This window comes from Roseivivax sp. GX 12232 (genome assembly GCF_021272185.1).
GTDB lineage: Bacteria > Pseudomonadota > Alphaproteobacteria > Rhodobacterales > Rhodobacteraceae > Roseivivax.
Genome location: NZ_JAJSEC010000007.1, coordinates 52,379 through 75,854 on the forward strand (window position 1 = coordinate 52,379; position 23,476 = coordinate 75,854).

Annotated in this window: 20 protein-coding genes; 6 read left to right on the top strand and 14 right to left on the bottom strand. The window is 69.8% G+C overall.

The window, feature by feature from the left end:
- Positions 1-65: 65 nt before the first annotated feature.
- The 12 genes from acsF to bchF all read right to left on the bottom strand — a co-directional run bounded on the left by acsF (position 66) and on the right by bchF (position 13,523).
- Entirely contained in the window at positions 66-1,190 is a 1,125-nt protein-coding gene (acsF, locus tag LR948_RS12760; RefSeq protein ID WP_232754441.1) for a magnesium-protoporphyrin IX monomethyl ester (oxidative) cyclase, read from the bottom strand.
- On the bottom strand, positions 1,187-1,483 hold the full coding sequence (locus tag LR948_RS12765) for a hypothetical protein (protein ID WP_232754442.1): 297 nt from the start codon (positions 1,481-1,483) through the stop codon (positions 1,187-1,189). The genes acsF and LR948_RS12765 overlap by 4 nt, the downstream gene beginning before the upstream one ends.
- Positions 1,484-1,501: 18 nt before the next feature.
- Positions 1,502-1,966 (bottom strand): photosynthetic complex assembly protein PuhC, encoded by a 465-nt coding sequence (gene puhC, locus LR948_RS12770; RefSeq protein WP_232754444.1) that lies wholly within the window; start codon positions 1,964-1,966, stop codon positions 1,502-1,504.
- Between the two features lie 13 nt (positions 1,967-1,979).
- Positions 1,980-2,621, bottom strand: a complete 642-nt coding sequence (gene puhB / locus LR948_RS12775) for a photosynthetic complex putative assembly protein PuhB (protein WP_232754445.1) — start codon at positions 2,619-2,621, stop codon at positions 1,980-1,982.
- Positions 2,622-2,651: 30 nt separating this feature from the next.
- A complete protein-coding gene (gene puhA, locus LR948_RS12780; protein ID WP_232754446.1) occupies positions 2,652-3,425 on the bottom strand; it encodes a photosynthetic reaction center subunit H in 774 nt (257 codons plus the stop codon).
- A gap of 24 nt (positions 3,426-3,449) precedes the next feature.
- Positions 3,450-4,874, bottom strand: coding sequence for a PucC family protein (locus LR948_RS12785; protein ID WP_232754448.1), 1,425 nt, complete (start codon positions 4,872-4,874; stop codon positions 3,450-3,452).
- Positions 4,871-5,527 carry a magnesium protoporphyrin IX methyltransferase gene (bchM, locus tag LR948_RS12790; RefSeq protein WP_232754451.1) on the bottom strand — a complete coding sequence of 219 codons (657 nt, stop codon included), beginning with the start codon at positions 5,525-5,527 and terminating at the stop codon, positions 4,871-4,873. The genes LR948_RS12785 and bchM overlap by 4 nt, the downstream gene beginning before the upstream one ends.
- The gene (gene bchL / locus LR948_RS12795; RefSeq protein WP_232754616.1) at positions 5,527-6,345 is read right to left on the bottom strand and encodes a ferredoxin:protochlorophyllide reductase (ATP-dependent) iron-sulfur ATP-binding protein; all 819 of its coding nucleotides are present in this window, start codon (positions 6,343-6,345) and stop codon (positions 5,527-5,529) included. Before bchL ends, bchM begins: the two co-directional genes overlap by 1 nt.
- A gap of 247 nt (positions 6,346-6,592) precedes the next feature.
- Positions 6,593-10,153, bottom strand: coding sequence for a magnesium chelatase subunit H (locus LR948_RS12800; protein WP_232754452.1), 3,561 nt, complete (start codon positions 10,151-10,153; stop codon positions 6,593-6,595).
- Positions 10,143-11,684, bottom strand: coding sequence for a ferredoxin:protochlorophyllide reductase (ATP-dependent) subunit B (bchB, locus tag LR948_RS12805; protein ID WP_232754453.1), 1,542 nt, complete (start codon positions 11,682-11,684; stop codon positions 10,143-10,145). Before bchB ends, LR948_RS12800 begins: the two co-directional genes overlap by 11 nt.
- A gap of 61 nt (positions 11,685-11,745) precedes the next feature.
- Positions 11,746-13,029 carry a ferredoxin:protochlorophyllide reductase (ATP-dependent) subunit N gene (locus tag LR948_RS12810; RefSeq protein ID WP_232754457.1) on the bottom strand — a complete coding sequence of 428 codons (1,284 nt, stop codon included), beginning with the start codon at positions 13,027-13,029 and terminating at the stop codon, positions 11,746-11,748.
- Complete coding sequence (bchF, locus tag LR948_RS12815) at positions 13,026-13,523, bottom strand: 2-vinyl bacteriochlorophyllide hydratase (protein ID WP_232754458.1); 498 nt, start codon at positions 13,521-13,523, stop codon at positions 13,026-13,028. The genes LR948_RS12810 and bchF overlap by 4 nt, the downstream gene beginning before the upstream one ends.
- Before the next feature lie 294 nt (positions 13,524-13,817).
- On the opposite strand from bchF, the gene LR948_RS12820 reads away from it, so the two are divergent.
- The 6 genes from LR948_RS12820 to idi all read left to right on the top strand — a co-directional run bounded on the left by LR948_RS12820 (position 13,818) and on the right by idi (position 20,103).
- Positions 13,818-14,594 carry a B12-binding domain-containing protein gene (locus LR948_RS12820; protein ID WP_232754459.1) on the top strand — a complete coding sequence of 259 codons (777 nt, stop codon included), beginning with the start codon at positions 13,818-13,820 and terminating at the stop codon, positions 14,592-14,594.
- Entirely contained in the window at positions 14,594-16,015 is a 1,422-nt protein-coding gene (gene ppsR, locus LR948_RS12825; protein ID WP_232754461.1) for a transcriptional regulator PpsR, read from the top strand. Before LR948_RS12820 ends, ppsR begins: the two co-directional genes overlap by 1 nt.
- 181 nt (positions 16,016-16,196) lie before the next feature.
- Positions 16,197-17,105, top strand: coding sequence for a chlorophyll synthase ChlG (gene chlG / locus LR948_RS12830; RefSeq protein ID WP_232754462.1), 909 nt, complete (start codon positions 16,197-16,199; stop codon positions 17,103-17,105).
- Positions 17,102-18,382 carry a BCD family MFS transporter gene (locus tag LR948_RS12835; RefSeq protein ID WP_232754464.1) on the top strand — a complete coding sequence of 427 codons (1,281 nt, stop codon included), beginning with the start codon at positions 17,102-17,104 and terminating at the stop codon, positions 18,380-18,382. The genes chlG and LR948_RS12835 overlap by 4 nt, the downstream gene beginning before the upstream one ends.
- A 3-nt stretch (positions 18,383-18,385) precedes the next feature.
- Positions 18,386-19,567: a geranylgeranyl diphosphate reductase gene (locus LR948_RS12840; RefSeq protein ID WP_232754465.1), complete on the top strand. Its 1,182-nt coding sequence runs from the start codon at positions 18,386-18,388 to the stop codon at positions 19,565-19,567.
- The gene (gene idi / locus LR948_RS12845; RefSeq protein WP_232754467.1) at positions 19,564-20,103 is read left to right on the top strand and encodes an isopentenyl-diphosphate Delta-isomerase; all 540 of its coding nucleotides are present in this window, start codon (positions 19,564-19,566) and stop codon (positions 20,101-20,103) included. Before LR948_RS12840 ends, idi begins: the two co-directional genes overlap by 4 nt.
- A gap of 145 nt (positions 20,104-20,248) precedes the next feature.
- Here the strand turns inward: idi and dxs are convergent, their stop codons facing one another.
- The gene (gene dxs, locus LR948_RS12850; RefSeq protein ID WP_232754469.1) at positions 20,249-22,168 is read right to left on the bottom strand and encodes a 1-deoxy-D-xylulose-5-phosphate synthase; all 1,920 of its coding nucleotides are present in this window, start codon (positions 22,166-22,168) and stop codon (positions 20,249-20,251) included.
- Between the two features lie 186 nt (positions 22,169-22,354).
- The gene (pufC, locus tag LR948_RS12855; protein ID WP_232754471.1) at positions 22,355-23,476 is read right to left on the bottom strand and encodes a photosynthetic reaction center cytochrome PufC; all 1,122 of its coding nucleotides are present in this window, start codon (positions 23,474-23,476) and stop codon (positions 22,355-22,357) included.

Here is a 23,476-nt window from a genome sequence, read left to right on the forward strand (position 1 = left end):
CCTGCCCTGGCTCGGACCCCGGGCGCGCGATTGCGCCCGGGCCGCTGTCATATGCCGCTTGAGGCTCAATAGACCGGCTCCAGCCGGGTGCTTTGCGGCACGCGGTGCTTGTTGGCCGGGATCGTGTAGAGCTGCACGAAGCACAGCGCGGCGCGCGCCGAATTGGCCCAGCTCTTGAGCCGCCCGGAAAGCCCGCCCTCGGATTTGCCCTCGGCGATGCCGACATTGGCGCGGTGCAGCCGTTCCAGCGTCGGCTGCCAGCGCGGATGCTCGATGTCGAGCGTGATCGGGAAGATCTGCTCGGTCAGCGCGCTGGTCTTGGTGAAGACCGAATGGGCATACCAGTCCGGGTCGACGCCCAGCGCCTTGTGGAACTCCGGGCGCTGGTGGTCGCGCACATACATCGTCGCATAGACCGCCGTCAGGAAGAACTTGATCCAGAGGACATTGCGCCCCGAGGTCAGCTTCGGGTCGGTCTTCATCAGAAGCGCGAAGGCCTCGCCGTGGCGGAACTCGTCGCCGCACCATTCCAGGAACCACTTGAAGATCGGGTGGAAGCGGTGCTCGGGATGGGCCTCGAGATGGCGGTAGATGGTGATATACCGCGCGTAGCCGATCTTTTCCGACAGATAGGTGGCGTAGTAGATGAACTTCGGCTGGAAGAAGGTGTATTTCTTCTTCTGCGTCAGGAAGCCCAGGTTCACCGCGACGCCGGCCTCGCGCAGGGCGTCGTTGATGAAACCCGCGTGCCGCGCCTCGTCCCGCGCCATGAGCTGGAACAGCTGCACGATGTCGCCGTTCTTGCCGCGCCGCTTCATCTCCTTGTAGAGGACGCAGCCCGAGAACTCGGCGGTGCACGACGAGATCAGGAAGTCGATGAACTCCTTCTTCAGCCCGGGCTCCATGCCCTCCCAGTCGACCTCGTCCCAGTCCTCGTTCTTCTTGAAGTGGCCCTTGTTGGGGTCGGCCTCCATCTCGGCGATCAGCGCGTCCCAGTCCTTGCGGACCGGGCTGACGTCGATGGCGTCGAGCTGGTCGAAGTCGGTGGTGTAGAAGCGCGGCGTCAGCAGGGTGTTCTGCATCGCCACGTCGGTGGCGAACTGGCTGTCCATCTTGGCCTGGGCCTCCTGGAGGGCCAGGCTCTCGTCGACATTGGTGATGTCGGCTGTATGCGGGGTCTGGACGTTCATAGCGTGACCTCCTCGGAGAAGGAGAACTCGCAAAGCTCCATCACCTCGAGGTCCCCGGTGAGCCGGGTCCAGAGCTGTTCGAGCTTGGAGGCGCGCAGGATGATCGCCTCGCGGTCCTCGCTCACGACCTCGCCGAAGGGCGCCATGATCTCGGGCCCCTGGACGGTCACCTCGTCGCCGGGGTTGACCACGGCGCCGTTGTTGAAGCGCACATGCGCGTGCAGGCTTTCGAATTTGTGAGAGATTTCGACGGTGCAGGGCGCCCGTTCGATCTCGCGTGTCAGAAGTCCCATTTCCGGCTCCCTTTCGAGCTATTGACGCAGCAGCTTGGCGAAGGCGGCTGCGTTATCCGCACCGAACCCCATGAGGTCGGCGCCCCAGTCGGTCGTCGGGTCGAAGATCGCCAGACGGCCGTTCTCGTAGGCGACGAGCCGCACCGGCCCGTCGACGGGAACGCGGGCATTGGTCCGCTCGCGCTCCAGAACGCGGTAGATCCCCGCGATGAATCCGCCCTCGTCGGGGCCGAAATCGGCGATCAGCACGCCGTTGGCATCGAGCACCCGGGCCGCGCCGGACATCTCTCCCTTGAGGTAGACGAGCCGCTCGGACTGCACCGGGCTGACCGGCGGCGTGGCCTCGAGCGGGCGGCCCGACCAGACCCAGAAGGCGGTCAGGCAAAGCACCAGCGTCACCAGCGCGGCCATGGCCCGGACCATGGCGGTCGGCACGAGGTCCCGGGCCTCGTGGCGCAGGCGGGGGGCGGTCTGGCTGGACATGGTCGGGCCCTCCTTATTCCGCCGCCACCGCCGCGGCGCCGGGCGCCGGGTCGGCGCGGCTCACGCGGGGTTCGGCGATGCGGGTGCGGGCGGCCTCGCCGAGGATCTCGGCGACCTTCTCGGCCTCGGCGATGCAGCGCAGCGCGGGCTGCGTGGGCGCCATCTTCCAGGGCCGGACATGCGGCCAGCAAACCAGGTAGGACAGCCGCGTCTCGCCCAGCGTCAGGAAGGAGATCGTCCCCGTCCCGTCGCGCCGCCGCGCCAGGTCGGCCGAGGCGATCTGCGTGTAGGGCAGGTTCAGCGTCACCGTCAGCGCCGCGCCGATCCGCATGGCGACCCGGCGGTTGGTGATCGTGTAGACCGTGGCGCGGGCCTGCACATAGGCGATGGCGAAGAGGAGCCCCAGGGTGATGGCCCCCAGGATCAGGAAGGGCACTGCCGCGCCGAGAGCCTGGCCCAGGGGCATCAGGTCCACGACCGCGACAAAGCGCCAGACCGCCAGCCCGAGGAAATAGAGCGCCACCCATTTCAGGCTCAGCGCGTCCCGGGCCAGGGCCCAGGCCTCGGGGCGGCCCTGCCAGAGGATGCGCTCGCCCTCGGGCGGGCGCTCGGGCAGGCCCTTCACGGGCTCGGTTGCGAAATCGTCATGCGGCATCGGCTCGCCTCCCTCTCGACCCGCGCCCCGTCAGAGCTGCGGGTCCTGCCTCTTCTGGCTCGCGTAGAGGACGCCACCGCCGTAGTAGGCGCTGATCTTGTCCTCCTCGAGCTTGGTCACGACATCGGGCGCCTTCGTGGTCGGCACGCCCGGGAACTGCGCGGCGTAAAGCGTCTTCACGTCGACCCGGTTGCCCCAGATCCGCGCCAGGGTCATCGGCAGGAGCCGGGTGCCGCCGCCACCCTCGAGCTCGATCTCGAGGTAGCGCACCAGCTGTTCCGGCTCGTCGATCCACATGTCCGAAACCATGCCCACGACCTGCCCGTCGCCCGAGCGCACCGGCAGCCCGCGCGGGTCATTGCCGGCGGCGACCAGGAAATGGCCGTCGCGCTTCATCGGGATGATCTTCGGGCGCCCGTGGCCGTCGAGCTCGGGCTCGTCGCGCCGGTTCGCCCAGGCCGCCGGGCCGATCCCCTGTTCGAAGGGATTGCCGGTCGGATCATAGGGAAAGCCGCCCGACTCGAAGGCGCGGGTCATGTTGGCGTGGTGGTCGTCGCGGTCCGCCGGCTGGCCCGAGGGCACCGTGTAGGTGCCGCGGCCATGCGGCAGCACGAAGGTCTTGTCGGCGGGCATCGGGAAGACACCGCCGGCATCGGCGGGGCTGCCGTCCTCGTCGACCAGCGGATAGCCTTCGCGCTGGTTCTCGCGCTGGATCCAGATCACCAGCCCGACGAAGAAGATGAAGAAGAGCCACAGCGAGATGCTCGCCAGGTCGAGGTTTCCGAAGATGTAGTCGTCAACCATTTTTCTGGTCCTCCATCATGGTTGTCACGTCGGGAAATCGGCCAGGCCGAACTTTGCCGGGCCCGGCGCGGGATGCAGCGCCCGGCTCACCAGCGGCCCGAGCGCCGCGAGGGTGACGAAAAGCAGGCCGATCTCGAGGTGATAGACGACGGAATAGCCCGTCGCCGGGGATGCGAGCGCGGCGCCGAGATCCCCCGCCATCGCGTGAATGTTGACCCAGTCGCGCAGGCCCCCGCCGATCGCGGTGGAAAGCCCCGCCGCCGTGGCCTGCGCCGCGCCCCAGGCGCCCAGCGCCAGGCCGCGCCCGGCCAGCCCTTCGGCCGGCATGGTCATGGCCGCCATCAGCGTGGAGACCGCGAAATAGCCGCCGCCAAGCCCGATCAGCCCGGCGCCCGCGAAGAACAGCAGCGTCGAGGACATCGGCGCGGCGAAGATCACCACCGAGAAGGCCGCGACGCCCACCAGCACGCCCGCCGCCGCCATGCGGTAGGGATTGGCGCGGCGCGCCAGCATCCGGCCCGCGAAGGCGAAGCCCAGAAGCGCGCCCGCCGCCCACATCGCGGTCAGAAGCGTCGTCGAGGAGACCGAGAGCCCCAGGATCTCGCCGCCGTAGGGTTCGAGCAGCACGTCCTGCATGTTGAAGCCCATGGTCCCGAGGAAGACCACCACCAGTAGCCGGCCCGCGACCCCGCCCTGGGCGAAGTCGCGCCAGGCCGCGGCAAAGCTCGGCCGGGGCGCGGCGCGCTCCGCGGCGCTCATGGGGCGGACGCGCTCCTGCTTCCAGAGCGCCACGAGGTTCAGGACCAGCCCCGCCACCGCGGCGCCCTGCACCACGCGGATCAGACGCAGGCTCGAGTAGTCGCGCAGGAGCCAGCCGATCACCACGGCCGAAAGCCCCATGCCGAGAAGGAACATCACGTAGAGAAGCGCCACGACCCGGGGGCGGGTCTCTTCGGTGGCGCGGTCGCTGGCCAGAGCGAGACCCGCGGTCTGGGTCATATGCAGCCCGAGCCCGGTCATCAGGAAGGCCAGCGCCGCCAGCACCTCGCCCGCGAAGGGCACCTGGTGGACCACGTCGCCGCCGAGCACCAGAAGCGCGAAAGGCATGACCGCCAGCCCGCCCATCTGCCAGAGCGAGCCGAACCAGAGGTAGGGCACCCGCTTCCAGCCGATGGCCGAGCGATGGGTGTCCGAGCGGAAGCCCAGAAGCGCCCGGAAGGGCGCGATCAAGACCGGCAGGGCGATCATCACCGCCACGATGGTCGCCGGCACCGAGAGCTCGACGATCATCACCCGGTTCAGCGTGCCGAGCAGCATGACCGCCGCCATGCCGACCGAGACCTGGAACAGCGAGAGCCGCAGAAGCTGGCTCAGCGGCAGATGCTCGGAGGCCGCGTCGGCGAAAGGCAGGAAGCGCCGCGTCAGGGATATGAGGCGCGGCTGGCTCATGCGCGGATCTCCAGCGCGTGGCTGATGTAGAACCCGGTGGTGATCCGCCCGAGGTCGCGCGTGCCATGCCGGGCGATCAGCCGGTCGGGCGCCTGCGGCACCATCAGGGGCGAGCGATCCGAGCGCGGGAAGAGCCGGCCCATCTGCCACATCGCCATGAGCAGCGGCGTGCGCGGGGCGACCGTGAAGGCCAGGCTGCCGCTCTGGGCCGCCAGCCGGTCGAGCGCGGCATCAAGGTCCGCGGGCGCGTAGTAGATCAGGCTGTCCATGGCGACCGTGTGGTCGAAACGGCCAAGGCCTGCGTCCAGCATGTCGGCACTGCGGAAGCGCACGCGCGGGCGCAGCGCCTCGGGGGTGCGGCGCTCGGCGATCTTGAGGATCTCGGGCGCGATGTCGACGCCCAGCACATCGGCGCCGCGGCGGGCCAGTTCATGGCTGAGCTGCCCGGCCCCGCAGCCGGCATCCAGCACCCGCGCGCCGCTCAGATCGGCGGGCAGCGCGGCCAGGAGCCTTTCGCGCATGGCGTCCCGGCCCCGGCGCACGGTCTCGCGGATGCGGCTCACCTTGGCGTCCGAGGTCAGCGCCTCCCAGGTCCGGGTGGCGGTGCGGTCGAAGTAGTCCTCGACGCGGGCGCGGGTGAGCTCGTAACTCATCAGTCGAATCCCAGAAGCTCGAAGATGTCGCGGTCGGGCAGCGGTTCGGGCGCCAGGGGCTCGGTCCCGGCCCAGAGCGTGTCCGCCAGCCGCAGGTATTCGGCGCGAGCGGCCAGGATGTCCTCCTCCTCGGGCATCTCGAAGAGGGTTTTCTTCTTCAGCCGCGAGCGGCGGATCGCGTCGTAATCGGGCATATGCGCGATGCGGCGGAAGCCCACCTCGTCGCAGAAGCGGTCGACCTCGTCGGTGTCGCGCGACCGGTTGGCGATGCAGCCCGCGAGCCGGACCTTGTAGTTCGCCGACTTGGCCTGCACCGCGGCGATGATCCGGTTCATCGCATAGATCGAATCGAAGTCATTAGCGGTGACGATCACCGCCCGGTCGGCGTGCTGGAGCGGCGCCGCGAAGCCGCCGCAGACCACGTCGCCAAGCACGTCGAAGATCACCACGTCGGTGTCGTCCAGCATGTGGTGCTGCTTCAGGAGCTTCACGGTCTGGCCGACCACGTAGCCGCCGCAACCGGTGCCCGCGGGCGGGCCGCCGGCCTCGATGCATTGCACCCCGCCCCAGCCTTCGGTCACGAAATCCTCGGGGCGCAGCTCCTCGGCGTGGAAATCGACGTCCTTCAGGATGTCGATCACCGTGGGCTGCAGCCGCCCGGTCAGCGTGAAGGTGCTGTCGTGCTTGGGGTCGCAGCCGATCTGCAAGACGCGCTTGCCCTGGCTCGCGAAGGCGGCCGAGAGGTTCGACGAGGTGGTCGACTTGCCGATCCCGCCCTTGCCATAGACCGCGACGACCTGCGCGCCCTCGATCTTCATGGCGGGGTCCTGGTGCACCTGCACCGAGCCCTCGCCGTCCTGTCCCCGCAGAACCGGCGGCGCGGGCACGCCCCGGGCCTCCAGCGCGGCGGCCTCGCGCAGGGCGGCGCGGTGGCTCGGCGGTTGCTTGTCGAGCGGGCTCATAGGGGCCTCCTTCCGGCGGGGGCGCGGGCCCCCGCGTTGCTGTGCAATGTCGCGGCCGGGCGGATCCCGGCGGGGCCGAAGGGCGGGAGAAAAGCAAGACGGGTCATTCCGCGGCCACCCCTTCCATCCGGTCTTCGAGCTGATCCGCCGCCGCCTCGAGCGCGGCGAGGGTTTCGGCGTCGGGCTGCCAATAGGCGCGGTCGTGGGCCTCGAGCAGGCGGTTGGCCATGCGGCTCGAGGCGGTCGGGTTGAGCGCCGCCAGCCGGGCCCGCATCTCGGGGTCGAGCACGAAGGTCTCGGAAAGGCGCTGGTAGACCCAGGGCTCGACCTCGCCGGTGGTCGCCGACCAGCCAAGCGTGTTCGTCACCTGCGCCTCGATCTGGCGCACGCCCTGGGCGCCGTGCTTCAGCATGCCCTCGAACCACTTGGGATTGAGCGAGCGCGAGCGGGTCTCGAGCGCCACCTGGTCGGCCAGCGTCCGCACCTTGCCCGCGCCGCGGGTCTGGTCGGAGATATAGACCGCCGCCTCGGTGCCCCGCGCGCGGCGCACCGCCCGCGAGATGCCGCCCAGCGTGTCGAAGTAATGGTCGACCGTGGTCACCCCCAGCTCGACGGATTCGAGGTTCTGATAGGCCACCTCGACCCGCGCCAGCGTGGCCTTGAGCAGCTCGGGGTTGGCCATGGCCTTGCCGTTCGGCCCGTAAGCGAAGCTCTTGCGGGACTGGAAGGCGTCGGCCAGCTCGTCCTCGTCGCCGAAGGCCGAGCTTTCGACCAGCTGGTTCACGTTCGAGCCATAGGCCCCTTCGGCGTTCGAGAAGACCCGCAGCGCCGCGGTCTCGATGCCGCAGCCGTGTTCCTCCATGTAGGCCAGCGCATGGGCGCGGATGAAGTTCATCTCGGGCGGCTCCTCGGCCTCGGCGGCCTTGAGCGCGGCCTCGGCCAGCATCCGGGTCTGCAGCGGCAGGAGATCGCGGAAAATGCCCGAGAGCGTCATCATCACGTCGATGCGCGGGCGGCCCAGCTCTTCCAGCGGCACCAGGTCCGCGCCCGAGATGCGCCCGAAGGCATCCATGCGCGGTACCGCCCCCATGAGCGCCAGCGCCTGCGCCAGGGGCGCGCCGTCCGACTTGATGTTGTCCGACCCCCAGAGCACCAGCGCGACCGAGCGCGGCAGGCTCGCATGGGTCTGCAGCAGCAGCTCGGCCTGCGCCTTGCCGTCGCGCAGAGCAAAGGCGGTGGGCATGCGGAAGGGATCGAAGGCGTGGATATTGCGGCCCGTGGGCAGGATCTCGGGGCTGCGGATCAGGTCGCCGCCGGGCACCGGGGCGATGTAGCGCCCCTCGAGCGCGGCCAGGAGGCCCGCGATCTCGGACTGACCGGAGAGCGCCGCCTCGGCCTGCGCGCGCATGGCGTCATCGGCCTCGGGCAGAAGGTCGAGGTAGTCGCCGCGCATCTCGGCCGTCATCTCGCGGCCGAGGATGTGCAGCCCCTCGGGGATCAGCGCCTCCTCGGTCTCCAGAAGCGCCAGCCAGAGCGCCTCGGGGTCGGTGCCGCCCATGTCGACGGCCTCGGCCTCTTCGGCGATCAGCGCGGCCAGCTCGGCGCGGCGCGGGTCCTCGGCCTGCATGGCACGCCAGCGGGTGAGGCTTTCCTTCAGGGCCTGATAGCCCTTGTAGAGACCCGATTGCGCCAGCGGCGGCGTCAGATGCGTGACCGTCACCGCGTTGGAGCGGCGCTTGGCCAGCGAGGCCTCGGAGGGGTTGTTGGCCGCGTAAAGATAGACGTTCGGCATCTCGCCGATCAGCCGGTCGGGCCAGTCATGTGGCCCGAGCCCCGCCTGTTTGCCCGGCATGAACTCCAGCGCCCCGTGCATCCCGAAATGCAGCAGCGCATCCGCCCCGAAGGTGTTGCGCAGCCAGAGGTAGAAGGTCGCGAAGGCATGGGTCGGGGCGAAGCCGCCCTCGAACAACAGGCGCATCGGGTCGCCTTCCCAGCCGAAGGCCGGCTGCACGCCGACGAAGACATTGCCGAAGTGCTGACCCAGCACGAAGACGCCGCGCCCGTCGGACTGGATGCGGCCCGGCGCCGGGCCCCAGACCGCCTCGATGGCCTTGAGCGGCGGGGTCTGGCGCACGATGGTATCCGCGTCGACATGGGCCGCGACATTGGCCTCCTGGCCGAACTGGGCGGCATTGCTCTCGAGGACCGCGGCGCGCAGGGCCTCGGTGCTCTCGGGCGGGGTCAGGCTGTAGCCCCTATCCGCGAGGGCATGCATGAGGTTGAACAGGCTCTCGAAGACATCGAGATGCGCCGCCGTGCCGGTCGCCCCGGCGTTGGGCGGGAAGCCGAAAAGCACGATGCCGAGCTTGGTCTCGGCCCGGGTCTTGCGGCGCAGGCGGGCGAGCCGCAGCACCTTCTCGGCCAGGCTCTCGATGCGCTCGGGGCATGGGGCCATGGCCTTGCCGGTGACGCCGGGGCGGCAGCGATGGGCGCAGCCGTCGCAGCCGCCTTCGCCGTGACGCCCGCCGAAGACCGTCGGGCAGGTCGCGCCGTCGAGCTCGGGCAGCGCGATGAGCATGGTGGTCTCGATCGGGCCCAGCCCCTGGGCGGCCTCGGACCATTGGCCCAGCGTCTGGAACTCCAGCGGATGGGCCGCGACATAGGGCACGTCCAGCGCCTTCAGCAGTTCGACCGCCGCGTCGCTGTCGTTGTAGGCGGGCCCGCCGACCAGGCTGAAGCCGGTGAGCGAGACCAGCGCGTCGATCGTGGCACCATGGGTGTCGCGGAAATAGGCCTCGATCGCGGGGCGCCCGTCGAGCCCCCCGGCGAAGGCCGCGAGCACCCGGATGCCGCGCGCCTCGAAGGCGCGGATCACCGCGTCGTAATGCGCCGCATCTCCGGCCAGCACGTAGGAGCGCATGAGCAGCAGCCCCACGGTCGCCACCGGCGCTTCGGGCGCGGGCAGATCGGCGGGCTCCTCGGTGATGCGTTCGGGCAGATCGGGGTGATACAGAGCCACTTCGGGGTATTCGAGCGGCGCGGGCGCGGCACCGCCGCGCATCTCCTCGGGGCCGGCGTAGCGCGACAGGAGATAGCGGATCATCGCCTCGAAATTGTCGTCCGATCCGCCCAGCCAGTATTGCATCAGCAGGAACCAGGACCGCAGGTCCTGCGCCTTGCCGGGGATCAGCTTCAGGATCCGCGGCAGCCGGCGCAGCATCCGCATCTTGCGGGCGCCATCCTCGGAGGAGGGCTTGGACGAGCCGCGCAGCTTCTTCATCAGCCGCATCATCGAGCTTTGCGGCGCCGCCATGTCGAGCTTGCCCATGCGGGTCAGCTTCACGATCTCGGCATCGGCGATGACGCCCGCGAAAGCGTCGAGCCGGTCGCGGGCCTCGCGCAGGGCGGGCAGGATCGGCTGGACGTGTTCTTCCAGGAACAGAAGCGTCACCAGCACCATGTCGGCCTCGGCGATGGCGCGCTTGGCAGCCTCCAGCGCATCCGGCGCCTCGGCCCATTCGGCGGCGGCATGCACGCTGATCTCGAGGCCCGGGAAATCCCCCGCGAGCCGCAGCTTGGCGCGCTCCACCGGGCCTGCGGCATGGGAATCCAGCGTCAGGATCACGATGCGGTAGCCGCGGATATGGGTCACGTCATCGCGCATAATGGGCCTTGGCCTCGTAGAGCGTCTCGACGCTGATCTCCTGTTCGCCGCGCGCGGCGGCGAAGCTCTCGGTGTTGCGCTTGGCCTTGCCGCGCACGAAGAAGGGGATCTTCTTCAGCTCCTTCTCGGCGGCGGGCAGCCAGACCACCTCGAGGCCGGCCGAAGTGGCCGGGGCAGGATCGGCGGGAGAAGGAACCGACCCGTCCCCGGCCCGCGCCACGGCCTTGCCGCCGTGATGGGAAGGGCCCGCTGCGTCGTGAAACTCGAAATCCTCGCGGAACATGGTCAGGAGGTGCTCTTCGAGCCCCATGACCAGGGGGTGCACCCAGGTGTCGAAGATGACGTTCGCGCCCTCGATCCCCATCTGCGGGGCGTAGCGGGCGGGAAAGTCCTGGACGTGCACCGGGGCCGAGATCACCGCGCAGGGGATGCCCAGCCGCTTGCCGATGTGGCGCTCCATCTGGGTGCCGAGGATCAGCTCGGGCGCGGCGGCCTCGATCGCGGCCTCGACCTCGAGGTAGTCGTCGCTGATCAGCGCCTCGAGCCCGTGCTCCCGCGCCAGGGCGCGGATAGGGCGGGCCATCTCGCGGTTGTAGCAGCCGAGGCCCACCACCTCGAAGCCCATCTCGTCGCGGGCGATGCGGGCGGCGGCGGCGGCATGGGTGCCATCGCCGAAGACGAAGACCCGCTTGCCGGTCAGATAGGTCGAATCGACCGAGGCCGAATACCAGGGCAGGCGCAGCCGCTCGGCGTCGAATTTCGGCTCTACACCGGCCAATTCCGCCACTTCCGCGATGAAATCGCGGGTCGCGCCGACGCCGATGGGCACGGTCTTGGTATAGGGCAGGCCCAGCTCGCGCTGCATCCAGCGGCAGGCGCTTTCGCCGGTTTCGGGATACATCAGCACGTTCAGATGCGCGGCCCCGAGGCGGGTCAGATCGGCGGGCGTGGCGTCGAAGGGCGCGACCACGTTGACTGCCACGCCCATCTCTTCGAGCAGCGCCTTCACCTCGGTGATGTCGTCGCGGTGGCGGAAGCCCAGCGCGGTCGGCCCGATCAGGTTTGCGCTGGGCCGCGCGGTCTTCTCCATCGGGCGCGCAAGGGCGCGCACGAGCTGGAACAGGGTCTCATCCGCGCCGAAGTTTTCCTTGCGCTGGTAGGAGGGCAGCTCCAGCGGCACCACCGGGATCGGCAGGCCCAGGGTCTCGGACATGCCGCCGGGATCGTCCTGGATCAGCTCGGCGGTGCAGGAGGCGCCGACGATCATCGCCTGCGGCTGGAAGCGGTCGTAGGCCTCGAGGCAGGCGGTCTTGAACAGGTTCGCCGTGTCCGAGCCGAGGTCGCGCGCCTGGAAGGTCGTATAGGTCACCGGCGGGCGGTGGTTGCGCCGCTCGATCATGGTGAACAGAAGGTCGGCATAGGTGTCGCCCTGGGGCGCGTGCAGCACGTAGTGCAGTCCCTTCATCGCGGTCGCGACGCGCATGGCGCCGACATGGGGCGGGCCCTCGTATGTCCAGACCGTGAGCTTCATGGCCGCGCCTCCCGGGCCGGGGCTGCGGGATGCCAAGCGAGGAGGGTCACCTTGCGGGCCATCACACCGCCTCCAGCGAGAGCGCGGCGCGACGGCGCAGCGGGCGGGCGAAGAGCCCCGCCAGGTCGGCGGCCTGTTCGTAGAAATGCACCGGGGTGAAGACCAGCTCGATGGCCCATTTGGTCGCCAGCCCCTCGGCCTCGAGCGGATTGGCAAGGCCCAGCCCGCAGACCGTGAGATCAGGCACATTTGCGCGCAGCCGGTCGAGCTGCCGCTCCACGTCCTGGCCCTCGGAGACGCGCGGCCCCTCGGGCAAGAGGTCGAGGTCCGGGCCGACCAGCGGGCGGTGCAAATAGGGCGTGCCCACTTCGACCGCCTCCATGCCGCATTCGCGGGTCAGGAAGCGCGCCAGCGGCACTTCGAGCTGGCTGTCGGGGAAGAAGAAGACCCGCTTGCCGCGCAGCGGCTCCGAGACCTTGGCGATGGCGGCGCGGGCGCGGGCGCGGGGCGCCTCGGTCACCCGGGCGACCACCTCGGGGCCGATGCCGAACTCCGCGGCGATGGCCTCGAGAAAGCGCGTCGTGCCTTCCTCGCCAAAGGGCATGGGCGCGGGGATATGGGTCGCACCGCGCCGTGTCAGAGCCGCATATGTGTCGCCCAGAAAGGGCTGCGTCATGGCGAAGACGGTGTTCGGGCCGACGCCGTATTCCCCGTCCCGCCGGGCGGCAGGCAGCACCCGGACCGGGCCGATGCCCATGGCCTCGAGCAGGCCCAGCGCCTGCTCCTCGACCACGTCGGGCAGCGCGCCGACCAGCACCAGCTCGCGCGCCTGGGTTTCGGGCAGGACCGGCACCATGGCCGAGAGGCAGGCGTCCTCGCCCTGGGTGAAGGTCGTCTCGATGCCGCTGCCGGAGTAGCTCAGCACCCGCACGCTCGGGGCATGGGCCGCGGAGAGACGCTCCGCCGCCTTGGCGAGGTCGAGCTTGATCACCTCGGAGGGGCAGGAGCCCACCAGGAAGAGCTGCCGGATGTCGGGCCGCCGCGCCAGGAGCTCGTGCACCACGCGGTCGAGCTCCTGCTGGGCGTCCTTGAGCCCGGCGAGGTCGGTTTCCTCGAGGATCGCCGTGGCGAAACGCGGCTCGGCGAATATCATCACGCCGGCGGCCGATTGCAGCAGATGCGCGCAGGTGCGCGAGCCGACCACCAGGAAGAAGGCGTCCTGCATCTTGCGGTGCAGCCAGACGATGCCGGTCAGCCCGCAGAAGACCTCGTGCTGGCCGCGTTCCTTCAAGACCGGCGTGTCGCGGCAACCGCGGCTCGGGGGCGGGGCGAATCCCTCGGTCATGCGGGCACCTCCTCGTCGCGGCGGGCGCGCCGCAGCTTCAGGAGGAACTGCCCGGCGTTCAGCAGGTAGAGCCCGTAGGCCAGAAGCGCGAGCGCCATCTCGCCCGCCGGGCCCAGCGCGCCGGTGACCAGCGCCCAGAGATAGGCGGTGTGCAGGGCGATGACCGCGAAGGAGACGACGTCTTCCCAGAAGAAGGCGGGCGCGAAGAGATACTGGCCGAAGACCACCTTCTCCCAGATCGCGCCGGTCACCATGATCAGGTAGAGAATCGCCGTCTTGGCGAGAATCGACAGGGTCGCGGCCTCGTAGCCCGCGCCGCTGACGAGGTAGCGCAGCACCAGCACCAGCGAGATCACGAAGACCAGGAATTGCGCCGGCGCGAGCAGCCCCTGGACGAGGGTCCAACGGGTGCTATCCCGCCGGGCGCGCTGCTCCGGCGTGTAGAGGGCAGCCGCACCGGACCCGGCCTTCGAGGATGTCACCGACAAGGACATGGGCGATTCCACGTGTGTCATGGGGTTGAGCGTAGCGGCGAGATCCGAAAAGTGTCAATTCAAACTTACACTCCGAGGGGTCGGATCGGTGAAATCGGCGCTCTCTGTCAATCATCGCAGACAGCCCCCGACGTAGGCGAGTCATTCTATCGGGATTGGCCCTGTTTCCGCCCCGCCCGACAGCCCCGCAGAGATGCGAATGTCAGTTTTGATTGACAGATCGCCCATGGCCCCCGCAGACTGACCCGACGCGCCTGTTGGCACATGGACTTCACGCAACGCATTGGGTCCGCAATGTCCGACTACCTGTCCAACCCATCGACCTGCGACGAGCAGACCACCGACATCTCCGCCCTCGCGGGCGAGGTGGTGGCGGTCCTGCGCGACAACACCGCCCGCCGGGCGGAACGCTCGCTGCGCGACGCGGCGCAGCGGCTGGGACGACGGGCGCGCGCCACCGGGCCCTTCCGGCCCGAGGCGGCGCTGGGCGAACTGGCGCAGGCGGGCTTCACCCCCGACGACGTGATCGACCGCTGCATCCCGGCCGCCGCGCGCGAGCTGGGGGCGCTCTGGGTCTCGGACCAGCTCAGCTTCGCCGAGGTGACGATCGGCACCGCGCGGCTGCAAGGGCTGCTGACCCGGCTGATCCCGGACTGGGACGTGCGGGCCGAATGCGCCCGGGCGCCGTCGCTGGCGCTGATCATCCCCGAGGGCGACACCCATACCCTGGGCCTGCACGTGGTGACCGCGCAGCTGCGGCGGCGCGGCGCGGCGGTGCGGCTCTTCCTGTCGCCCGACGCGATGCTCCTGCCTGGCGAACTGGCGCGGCTGGGCTTCGACGGCATCCTGGTCTCGGCCTCGCGCGAAAGCAGTCTTGATGTCGCAGGCCGGATGATCGCGCGGCTCCGGCACTCGTATTCCGCGCCGCCGCCGATTATACTCGGGGGACTGGCGCTCGATCTCTATCCGGGCGCCGCGTCCCGCGCAGGCGCCGATCTGGTAAGCAATGACGCCGCTGCCGCGCTGGGATATTGTCGAGGACGAATGAAGGCGGCGATCGGGGCTCGGTAATGGCAAATGGCAAGGCACGCGACATCGCCGCCCGCGACACCGCGGCGGGCGCCGGGGAGTATCTCGGCGGATTGCTGGACGCGGCCTGCGACCTGGCGCTGACCCTCGACACCGGCGACCGCATCACCGCCGTCGCGGGCAACACGCTGGGCCAGCGGCTGCCGCATTGGCCCGGGCGGCGCATCGCGGATGTGCTGACCGTGGAAAGCCTGCCCAAGCTCGAAACCGCGCTGCAGACCTTCCGCGCCGAGGGCCGCGTGCCTCGCCCGGTCGAGCTGAACCACGACGACGGCGGCGCTTGGGAAGTCCCTGTGCGCTACAGCTTCCACCCGCATCCCGACGGCAGTTCGGTCCTGATGCTGGGCCGCGACCTGAGCGTCGTGGCCGAGACCCAGGCCCAGCTGGTGCAGGCGCAGCTCTCGCTCGAGGAAGGCTACGAGGCCCGCCGCGAGTTCGACGCGCGTTACCGCCTGCTGCTGCGCGCGGTCGACGACCCGATCGTCTTCGTCTCGGTCGCCGACGGGCGGATCAAGGATCTGAACGACCCCGCCGCCATGCTGCTGGGTTCCTCGCGCGAGGATCTCTCGGGCGCGGTCTTCGCCAATGAGTTCACCAACCGCGGTCGCGAGGCGCTGCTCGACGCGCTGGTCGATGCGGCGATCTCGGACAACGCCCAGCCGGTCACCGCCACCTCGCGCCGCGACGACGCCGAGATCGCCTTTGCCCCGCAGGTCTTCCGGGCCGGCGGCGAGCGGGTGCTGATCCTGCGGCTCGAGACCCGCGGCACCGAGGGGCCCGTCGAGGGCCCGGTGCATCTGCGCGGCGATTTCGCCGGGCTTTTCGCCAATGGCGCCGACGCCATGGTGATCACCTCGGCCACCGGCATCGTGCAAAGCGCAAACGACGCCTTCCTCGAGATGATCGACGCCGCGCATCTGATCGACGTGAAGGGGCGCAAGTTCTCGGACTTCCTGAGCCGCGGCCAGGTCGACATGAACGTGCTGCTGGAGAACGCCCGGCGCACCGGCAAGATGCGCTTCTATTCCACCAAGGCGGTGAACGAATACGGCGCCGAGACCGCGGTGGAAATGTCCGCCACGCTGATCTCCAACGACACCACGCCGCATTTCGGCTTCGTCATCCGCGACACCTCGCGGATCGATTCCATGCGCCGCACGCAGATGCATGCCTCCGAGGAATCGAGCCGCAACGTGATGGAGCTGGTGGGCTCCGCCACCCTGAAGGAGATCGTCGCCGAGACCACCGACGTGGTCGAGAAGATGTGCATCGAGACCGCGGTGAACCTGACGCGCAACAACCGCGTCGCCGCCGCCGAGATGCTCGGCCTCTCGCGGCAGTCGCTCTACGTGAAGCTGCGGAAATACGACCTGCTGACCCGCGACGGAAGCGACCAGGACTGAGGTCCGTCGCGCGCGTCGGCGGGGTGATTCCCCGGCCCCCTGTCCAGATCGCTTGTCACTTCGCGCCCTGCCCGGCGTGAATGTTTGGCGTCCTCCAGACCGCCTGAAGACCCTCGCCAGGGCCAGTCCTCCAAGCGCGAGACCTCTTGCGCCGACTCGGCCTGTCGTGTCTAACTGACGTATGGGTGTCAGTCTAAGTTTACAGCCTCGACGCTACCCCGACCCGGCGGCCCTTTTGCGGCTGATCAAGCCGGTCACCTGGTTTCCGCCGATGTGGGCCTATCTCTGCGGCGCCGTCTCCTCGGGCGTGCCGCTCAGCTCGCAACCCTTTCTCGTGCTCCTGGGCATCGTGCTCGCCGGACCGATCGTCTGCGGCATGAGCCAGGCCGCCAACGACTGGTGCGACCGCCATGTCGACGCGATCAACGAGCCCGACCGGCCGATCCCCTCCGGACGGGTGCCGGGGCGCTGGGGCCTCTGGGTGGCGCTGGCCATGTCGGTCCTGTCGCTGCTCGTGGGCGCCCTGCTCGGGCTCTGGGGCTTCCTGGCCACCTGCGCCGGTGTCGCCGCCGCCTGGGCCTATTCCGCCGAGCCCTTGCGGCTGAAGCGCTCGGGCTGGTGGGGGCCGGGGCTTGTCGGGCTCAGCTACGAGAGCCTGCCCTGGTTCACCGGCGCGGCGATCCTCGCTCAGGGCCTGCCCGCGCCCGCGGTGATCGCGGTGGCGCTGCTTTACGGGCTTGGCGCGCATGGGATCATGACGCTCAACGACTTCAAGGCGCTCGAGGGCGACCGGCTGACCGGCGTCGCCTCGCTGCCGGTGACGCTTGGCCCCGAGCGCGCCGCCCGCGTCGCCTGCTGGTCCATGGTGCTGCCGCAAATCGCGGTGATCGCGCTCATCGCGGCGCTCGACCGCCCCTGGCACGCGGTCGCCATCGCGCTCCTTCTCGCAGCCCAGCTCGCCGCCATGCGGGTCATGCTGCGCGACCCGCGCGGCAAGGCGCCCTGGTTCAACGGCACGGGCGTCCTGCTCTACGTCTCGGGCATGATGGTTGCCGCCTTCGCCCTGGCCTCAACGGGAGCCGCGCCATGACGCTTTCCTGGCTGTCGATCATCCGCCTCGGGCTCGTGCAGATGTGCCTCGGCGCCGTGGTGGTTCTGACCACATCGACCCTGAACCGGCTCATGGTGGTCGAACTGGCCCTGCCCGCGCTCCTGCCCGGGCTCCTGGTGGCGCTGCATTACGGCATCCAGATCACCCGGCCCTCCTGGGGGTTCCTCTCGGACACCGGCGGGCAGCGCACGCGCTGGATCATCGGCGGCATGGCGGCCCTGGCGCTCGGCGGCTTCGGCGCGGCATTGAGCGTGGTTCTCCTGGAACAGAGCCTGGTCTCCGGCCTTCTCGCCGCGATCCTCGCCTATGCGCTGATCGGCCTGGGCGTCGGCGCCTCGGGCACCTCGCTCCTGGCGCTTCTGGCCAGCGCCACCGCGCCGCACCGGCGCGCGGCGGCCGCGACGATCACCTGGCTGATGATGATTTTCGGCATCGCCATGACCGCGGGGCTCGTGGGCAGCCTGCTCGACCCCTATGGCCCGGCCCGGCTCCTGACCATCGTCGGCGCGGTCTGCCTGACCGCCCTGGCGCTGACCGCGCTGGCCACCTGGCGCATCGAGCGCGGCCTCGCCACCCGGCCCGAGCCCGACCCGATGCCCTTCCGCCAGGGCCTGGCCGAGATCTGGGCCGAGCCCAAGGCCCGGGCCTTCACGCTTTTCGTCTTCCTCTCGATGACCGCCTATTTCATGCAGGAGCTGATCCTCGAGCCTTATGCCGGGCTGGTCTTCGGCTATACGCCCGGCCAGTCGACCCAGCTTTCGGGCGCGCAGAACGGCGGGGTCTTCCTGGGCATGGTCACCGTCGGGCTGGTCGCCACCGGGCTGAAGCGCGGCGCGCTGCGGAGCTGGGTCGCCGCGGGTTGCCTGGGCTCCGCCGCCGCCCTCGCCGCCATCGCGCTTCTGGGCCAGTCCGGACCCGGCGCGCCGCTTCTGCCCGCCACCGTGGCGCTGGGCTTCTTCAACGGCATGTTCGCCGTCGCCGCCATCGGGGCGATGATGCAGCTCGCCGGCGAGGGCCGCGAGAAACGCGAGGGCACCCGCATGGGGCTCTGGGGCGCCGCCCAGGCCATCGCCGCGGGCTTCGGCGGGCTCCTCGGCGCGGCGCTCGCCGATCTCTTCCGCCAGCTCACCGCCACCGCCAGCGCCTTCGGCACGGTCTTCCTGATCGAGGCCGGGCTGTTCCTGGCCGCCGCCCTCATGGCGCGGCGGGTCATGGCCCCCGCGCCGCCTCTCGCCCATCTGCAACCCGGAGAATGACCCATGGTCTATGATGTCGTCGTTGTCGGAGGCGGCCCGGCCGGAGCCACCGCCGCGCATGACCTGGCGCGAAGCGGCCACAAGGTCGCGCTCTTGGACCGCGAAGGGCGGATCAAACCCTGCGGCGGCGCCATCCCGCCCCGGCTCATGGCGGATTTTGACGTCGGCGAGGACCAGCTCCTGGCCAAGATCAGCACCGCGCGGATGATCTCGCCCAGCGGCCGCCACGTCGACATCCCGGTGGAGAACGGCTTTGTCGGCATGGTCGACCGCAAGGATTTCGACCCCTGGCTGCGCCAGCGCGCCGAAGCGGCGGGCGCCGAGCGCCACATCGGCACCTTCACCCGCGTGATCCGTGGCCGCGGCTGGCCCCGGGTGGTCTACCGCGACAAGGCCAGCGGCGAAGACCGCGAGATTGCCACCCGGATCATCATCGGCGCCGACGGCGCGAAAAGCCGCGTCGCCCGGGGCGAGGTGCCGGGCGCCGACCGCATCCCGCTGGTCTTTGCCTACCACGAGATCATCGCCGCGCCCCTGCGCGACACGACCTACGACCCGCAGCGCTGCGACGTGATCTACGACGGCCGCATCTCGCCGGATTTCTACGGCTGGGTCTTTCCGCATGGCGACACCGTCTCGGTCGGCATGGGCACCGAGGACGCCGGGGTGAACCTCAAGCAGGCCACCGCCGAGCTCCGCCGCGCCAGCGCCCTGGCCCAATGCGAGACGCTGCGCCGCGAGGGCGCGCCGATCCCGCTGAAACCGCTCGACCGCTGGGACAACGGGCGCGACCTGGTGCTGGCGGGCGATGCCGCGGGGGTCGTGGCCCCCTCCTCGGGCGAGGGCATCTACTACGCGATGACCGGCGGGCGGGTCGCCGCCAGCGCCGCCGCCGCCTGCCTGGCCAGCGGCAATCCCAAGGCCCTGCGCCTGGCGCGCAAACTCTTCATGCGCGAGCACAAGACCGTCTTCCGGGTGCTCGCCTCGATGCAATCGGCCTATTACCGCTCGGATTCCCGGCGCGAACGCTTCGTCTCGCTCTGCCATGACATCGACGTGCAGCGCTTGACCTTCGAGGCCTATATGAACAAGTCCCTGGTCAAGGCACGCCCGCTCGCGCATCTGAAGATCGGCTTCAAGAACCTGCGCCACCTCGCGGGCCTGGTTCCGGAGACCCATGTATGAGCCTGAAGATCCCCGCCTGGGTGGGTGACACGCTGACCCCGGTCGAGAAGCTCGAGGTGCATCGCCGCGGGCTGCGCCACAAGGCGATCTCGGTCTTCGTCATGGCGGGCGACCGGGTGCTGCTGCAGCGCCGGGCTTTGGGGAAATACCACACGCCCGGGCTCTGGGCGAACACCTGCTGCACGCATCCCCACTGGGACGAGGCCCCCGAGGCCTGCGCCATGCGCCGCCTGCGCGAGGAACTGGGCATCGAGGGGCTCACCCTCACCCGCCGCGACCGGATCGAATACCGCGCCGAGGTCGGACAGGGCCTGATCGAACACGAGGTCGTGGACCTTTTCACCGCCGAAGCGCCGGTGGACCTGCCCCTCGCCCCCAACCCCGAGGAGGTCTGCGAGACCGCCTGGATGGCGCTCTCGACCCTGCAGGCCCGGATCGCCGAGGCGCCGGAACGCTTCACGCCCTGGCTGCGGATCTACCTCCGCGACCACGCCGGACGCCTCTTCCCGAACCTCGGGCTGCGCGCCGAGGCCTAGCTCTTCAGCTGGTGAAAATACCTCGGAGAGCGCGAGAGGCAGCGCCTCTCGCCGGGGGCCGGCCGGCCTCAATGGCCGGCGCGCCCCCGCAGCCCGCCCGCCGCAGGCGCATAGGCGGCTCTATCAGGGCGCATTAGACCCGAAATCACGCCCGCAGCGGCACCACATTGGCGTCCCGGCCGAGCGCGCTGAGCGCCGCCGCCGCGATGTCGCGCGCCGTCAGCCCCGCATCGGCATACATCTCGGCCGGGCTCGCCTGGTCGATGAAGCGGTCGGGCAGATGCAGGTTGCGCACCGCAAGCCCGCGATCGAGCGCGCCGGACGCCGCGAGCCCCTGCAGGACCCGGGCGCCGAAGCCGCCCTCGGCGCCCTGCTCCACGGTCAGAAGCGCGCCGTGGTGGCGGGCAAGCTGGCCCACCAGCGCCATGTCCAAGGGTTTGGCGAAGCGCGCGTCGGCGACGGTGGCGCTGATCCCTTCCTCGGCCAGAAGCGCCGCGGCGGCCTGGACCTCCGCGAGATGCGCGCCGAAGGAGAGGAAGGCCACGTCGCTGCCCTCGGAAATCACCCGCCCGCGGCCGATCTCCAGCGCTTGGGGGGTCTCGGGCAGGGCCACGCCGGTGCCGGCACCGCGCGGGTAGCGGAAGGCGATGGGTCCGGCCTCGTGTTGCCGCGCGGTCTCGACCATATGCACCAGCTCCGCCTCGTCGGCGGCGGCCATGACGGTGAAGCCCGGCAGGGTGGACAGATAGCCCACGTCGAAGGCGCCCGCATGGGTCGCCCCGTCGGCGCCCACCAGCCCCGCGCGGTCGATGGCGAAGCGCACGGGCAGCCCCTGCAGGGCCACGTCATGCACCACCTGGTCATAGGCGCGCTGCAGGAAGGTCGAATAGATCGCGGCGAAGGGCTTCAGCCCCTCGGCGGCCATGGCCGCACAGAAGGTCACCGCGTGCTGTTCGGCGATGCCCACGTCGAAGACCCGGCCCGGGAAGCGCTCGGCCATGATGTTCACCCCGGTGCCCGAGGGCATGGCCGCGGTCACCGCCACCACGTCGGGGTCGCGCGCGGCGGCCTCGGTCAGGGCCGAGCCGAAGACCTTGGTATAGGCCGGTGGCCCGCCCGAGGACTTGGCCTGAACGCCCGTGTCAGGGTCGAATTTCGACACGCCGTGCCCGCAATCGGCGGCTTTCTCCGCCGGGGCGTAGCCCTTGCCCTTCACGGTGCAGCAATGGATCAGCACCGGCCCCGTGGCCCGCGCCCGGGCCGAGCGCAGGACCGTCAGAAGCTGGCCCATGTCGTGCCCGTCGATCGGCCCGAGGTAGTCGAAGCCCAGCGCCTCGAACAGGGCGCCGCTCTGGCCGCCCTGCCCGGTCACCAGCTCGCGCGCCCGGCGGGCGCCTTCGCGCATCGGGCCCGGCAGCGCCGATTCCATGCCCTCGGCCAGGCTTTTCATGCGGTGCAGCGGATTGCTGGGATATTGCGACGACAGATAGGCCGACATCGCGCCCACCGGCGGGGCGATCGACATCTCGTTGTCGTTCAGGATCACGAAGAGCCGCCGCCCCTCGGCTCCCGCGTTGTTCATCGCCTCGTAGGCCATGCCCGCCGAGATCGCCCCGTCGCCGATCACCGCGATGGCGTCGCCCGTGGGCTTGCCCATGTCGCGTGCCACGGTGAAGCCCAGCGCCGCCGAGATCGAGGTCGAACTATGCGCCGCGCCGAAGGGGTCGTAGGCGCTTTCCGCGCGCTTGGTGAAGCCCGAGAGCCCGTCCTTCTGGCGCAGGCTGCGGATGCGGTCGCGCCGCCCGGTCAGCACCTTGTGCGGATAACACTGGTGGCCGACGTCGAAGACCAGCTTGTCCACCGGCGTGTTGAAGACCGCGTGGATCGCCAGGGTCAGTTCCACCACGCCCAGCGAGGAGCCGAGATGGCCGCCGGTCTCGGAGACCGCCGAGATCACCTCGGCGCGCAGCTCGTCGGCCAGCCGCCTGAGCGTGCCCGCCTCCATGTCGCGCAGCGCCTCGGGGCCGCTCAGCTGGTCGAGTAGGGGTGTCGTCGGACGGGTCATGTCATGTCCTCCCGCTAAATTGGCGCCGCACCGTCAAAACCTTCGGTCTCGCGCGGCGCGGCGCCGGTTCCTGTAGCCAACAGGAAGGGAACCGGGGGGAACCCCCCGATATCCGAACGCCAGGGAAAGTGGGCGCCCGGACCCCGTGGCGTCGCCCGGCCGGGTCACCCCGGCCGGCCGCGCGTGTCACTCGCTGTCGTAGACGTAATCACCCGAGGTCGTGGCGAGCTCGGGCCAGTCCGCGATCACGTTCATGCCTTGCAGGGGCTGCTGATAGCCTTTGTGGCAGGTCTTGCAGGCCGCCTTCGGCGCATCGCCGTGCAGCGGGCCCAGCCGGTTTTCCGGGTAGGTCTCCTCGAGCGGGACCAGGTAGTCCTGGTTCATCTCGAGCACCATCTGGATGCCGAGGCTCTCGGTCGCCCATTGCGGCGTCACCTGTGCGCCGTCGTTGAAGGCGCGCGAGTTGTGGCAGAAGACGCAGTTGACCCCCAGCGAGTTGGAGACGTAGTTCATCAGCGAATAGGTCCGCTCGGCGTCCTGCCAGCTGCGCACGCCCTCTTCCTCGGGCCCCTCGTCGACGTGGGACTCGTAGTTGTGCACGCCGATCATCTCGCCATCGAGCAGGTATTTCTCCAGCGCGTCCGAGGGCAGCGAGGTGAACTGGCTGACCGGCGTCACGCGGTTCTGCACCGCGCCCCAGCCCTCCATGGTGTCGCCCAGCGGCGTGAGCTTGAACCAGATCTCCGAAGGCACGTTCTGGCCGCGGTGGCAGGTGTAGCAGTTGACCCCCACCTCTTCGTTGGCGTTGACGTGACCGGCCCAGAACTCGTTGATGTTCTGGGTCATCTGGATCATCCGCCGCGACACCACCTTGGTATAGAGCTCGTCGTCGGCGTAATTGCCCTCGTTGGCATTGGCGTGGCAGTAGGCGCAGCCCTGTTCCGGCGCGACCCATTGGGTCATCGCGTTCATCAGGCGGGTGAAATTGGCGTCGGTGACACCGCCCAGCACCTGCACGTTCTCGTAGAGATCGCCCGCGAGCGCATCCTCCGAGGCCGGCGGGATCGGCTCCTGGCTGAAATAGGCCTCGATCGTGGGATCGGGGCTTTCCACCTCCGAGACGAACTCGGGCACCGACATGCCGGTGCCGCGGGGGCCCGTCTGCAGGGATTTGGTCGCCGCCGGCTGGCCGACGGTCACCAGGACCGCCGCCACCGCCACCGCCACGCCCACCGTGCCGACCAGGATCGCCGGACCGTAGATGTCGGTCGGGTTATCCTTGTTCCAGTTCTTGAACCACCCAAGCAT